At 59.8% G+C, this 2,495-nt stretch carries 2 protein-coding genes and 1 pseudogene; 2 read left to right on the top strand and 1 reads right to left on the bottom strand.

Annotated elements, in window-relative coordinates:
* Together GA0061105_RS33725 and GA0061105_RS32035 are read left to right on the top strand one after the other, a co-directional pair.
* On the top strand, window positions 1-324 hold a 324-nt coding region (locus GA0061105_RS33725), incomplete at its 5' end, for a hypothetical protein (protein WP_245304465.1).
* Entirely contained in the window at window positions 314-2,377 is a 2,064-nt protein-coding gene (locus GA0061105_RS32035) for a recombinase family protein (protein WP_011053488.1), read from the top strand. The genes GA0061105_RS33725 and GA0061105_RS32035, both read left to right, overlap by 11 nt.
* A gap of 23 nt (window positions 2,378-2,400) precedes the next feature.
* On the opposite strand, the pseudogene GA0061105_RS32040 reads toward GA0061105_RS32035, so the two are convergent.
* Window positions 2,401-2,495 (bottom strand): annotated as a pseudogene (locus GA0061105_RS32040) (integrase core domain-containing protein); the annotation flags it as partial.

Below are 2,495 nucleotides of genomic sequence, written 5' to 3' on the forward strand. Positions count from 1 at the left end.
CGTTCTGGTATTAATGTCAGCACTAATGCTGGTTCTAATGCCAGAACATCGCCTGATTTGGCCGATCAGCAAAAACAGCTCACCGTACGCTCACGGTCTCTCACGAAACGAGTCGGAGAGATGTTCATGCCTCGCCAGCCCATGACATGCCAGTTCGATCTGTTCTCGGCCCCGCAGCGGGGGAAGACGGCAGGGACGCCGCAATGGTCGGAGTTGCCGGAGGAGACCCGCCAAGCGTTGACGGTGCTCATCGTGCGGCTGTTCGTCGATCACGCAAAGTGCGGACATGCCTGCCAACAGAAGGAGGCCGGTCATGATGCATGAGAAGATCGCGCCGCATCATCTGGAGCGGAAGGCCATCCTCTATGTTCGGCAGTCCTCGGCTCACCAGGTTCTGCACAATCGAGAGAGCAGCGCCCTCCAGTACGCCATGCGCGACCGTCTGGCAGCGCTTGGATGGTCACATATAGAGACGGTGGATGACGACCTTGGTCGTTCGGCCGCCGGCGGCGTGACCCGCGCTGGATTTGATCGGATGGTGGCGGAAGTCTGCCTTGGCAAGGTAGGCGCCGTGGCCGCGCGTGAGGTATCGCGCTTCGCCCGGAACAGCCGCGATTGGCAGCAACTCATCGAGATGTGCCGCGTTGTCGATACCGTCCTGGTCGACCAGGAAGCAGTTTATGCGCCCCGCCAGGGCAACGACCGCCTGCTCTTGGGTTTGAAGGGCAGCCTCAACGAGTATGAACTCGATCTCTTGCGTCAGCGTTCCCTTTCCGCCCGCTATGAGAAGGCTCGCCGCGGTGAACTCGTCGTCACTGTTCCGGCCGGCTTCGTAAAGGCCGGTGACAGGATCGAGAAGGATCCCAATCGGCGCATCCAGGAAGCCATCGCACTCGTCTTCGACAAGGTCACCGAACTCGGGAGTGCCCGGCAGGCCTTGCTATGGTTCCTTGAGCAGGGATTGGACCTGCCCGTCAGGTGCGCCAACGGTGACGTCATCTGGCGCAGGCCAAATTATGCCACCATCCACCGGATGATTGCGAACCCGATCTACGGCGGCGCTTATGCTTATGGTAAGAGTCGTTCCGTACCAGGATACGATGGCCGATCTGGAATTCGCCGCAAGGCGCGTGATGAATGGCTGGCGCTGATCCCGGATGCGCACGAAGGTTACATCAGTTGGGAACGGGCGGAGGAGATCCGCAAGATGGTCAGCGACAATGTACCGGCCAGTCGCCATCATGGAGCGCCGAAGCATGGCGGCGCTCTGCTTGCCGGCCTGTTCCGCTGCAAAAGGTGCGGCCGGAAGCTGACGGTTCGTTACACAGGAGCCAACCATAACATCCCGCGCTATTCCTGTTGGCGAGGGTTGCTCGACAACGGCGAACCACGTTGCATCGCCTTCGGCGGTCTGCGGGTCGATGACGCGATCGAAGAGGCACTTCTCGGCGTGGTCGAGCCAGGAGCCATTGCCGCCGCCGTCGAGGCGGAACGCAATATGGCCAACCAACGCGATCAGGTTCAGGATGCCCTGATGCGCGACCTCGAGGCAGCACGCTATGTAGCCGACCGGGCATTCCGGCAATATGACGCGGCTGATCCGGAGAATAGGCTGGTGACGTCGGAGCTGGAAGCACGCTGGAACAAGGCGCTGACTGGCGTCGGTGAGATCGAGGCCAAGATTGCCAAACATCGGACAGTTACGCCGCATCCGTTCCCCATGTCCGCATCACAGGTAACCGCACTTGCGGGAAACCTTCGCGCCGTCTGGACGGCGCCGACAACCGATGCAAGGCTGAAGAAGCGCATCGTGCGCACGCTCATCAATGAAGTGGTCGCCGATCTCGATGATGGAACCTCTGAGATCGTCCTCGTCATTCATTGGGTTGGAGGCGTCCACACCGAACTGCGCCTGCCGAAGCGACACCGTGGCCAAAGAAATGCGACCCCTGACGACATTGTCGACGCTGTGAAACAGCTCGTCTTGATCGCCAATGATGATGTGATTGCCGGTGTCCTCAATCGCAACGGACTGACGACCGGCAATGGCAATCGCTGGACACGGGAGCGGGTCACCGCGCTGAGGTCATATCGCAAGATTCCGGTCTTCCGTCCGCAGATCGACGGGGTTGAGCCATGGCTTAATCTGGGCGGTGCGGCGAAGTTACTCGGGATATCGCCAAAGACGCTGCGTCTGGCGGCCGAGGCTGGCGATATTAAGGGGGCTCATCCGCTACCCGATGGCCCATGGATCTTCAGCCGTTCCAAACTCGCGACCCCGCAAGCACGTCAGATTCTCGATCGTGTACGGAAGAACCCTCGCCACCCCGCGGGATCGCCTCCAGATCAGGAAAATCTATTCCTTTCGATGACATAGGAAGATGGGAGTTATGAAACAGGATTGTAGTATCTACGCCAATCCTCCATCTTTTCGCGGGCATCCGCAAGGGTCAGGAACCAATGCTGGTTCAGGCATTCTGCACGGAAGCGGCCAT

The sequence above is a fragment of the Rhizobium aethiopicum genome (genome assembly GCF_900094625.1).
Lineage (GTDB): Bacteria > Pseudomonadota > Alphaproteobacteria > Rhizobiales > Rhizobiaceae > Rhizobium > Rhizobium aethiopicum.